Genomic DNA, 477 nt, shown 5'->3' on the forward strand with positions numbered 1-477 from the left:
ACGGTATATGTAATTGTGGTTGTCCCTATCGGGAATGTATATGTTCCGACCTGTCCAGAACCGGTATCGTTTACAGCACCGGTCATTACCCATGCAATTGAGCTTACGGAACAATTATCGTTGAAAGTGGCATCGGTGATGGCCACGTCCACGGTACAGTCTCCAGAGGTATCTGCACTGGTTGTTGTAACAACGTTGCTTGTAGCGTTTACCGTTGGATTTTCATTATCGGTCACTGTTACAGTCATGACATCAGTAGCTGTATTGGCTGGGGTAGCATTGTCAGATACGGTATATGTAATTGTGGTTGTCCCTATCGGGAATGTATATGTTCCGACCTGTCCAGAACCGGTATCGTTTACAGCACCGGTCATTACCCATGCAATTGAGCTTACGGAACAATTATCGTTGAAAGTGGCATCGGTGATGGCCACGTCCACGGTACAGTCTCCAGAGGTATCTGCACTGGTTGTTGTA

Annotated in this window: 1 protein-coding gene; it reads right to left on the minus strand. The window is 46.8% G+C overall.

Features of this window, described 5'->3' with window-relative positions; translation table 11 throughout:
* A partial coding sequence (locus tag ZA06_RS17000; RefSeq protein ID WP_205625687.1) for a hypothetical protein occupies window positions 1-477 on the minus strand: 477 nt, incomplete at both ends.

It is taken from the genome of Mangrovimonas xylaniphaga (assembly GCF_001280435.1).
In the GTDB taxonomy this organism is placed as follows: domain Bacteria; phylum Bacteroidota; class Bacteroidia; order Flavobacteriales; family Flavobacteriaceae; genus Mangrovimonas_A; species Mangrovimonas_A xylaniphaga.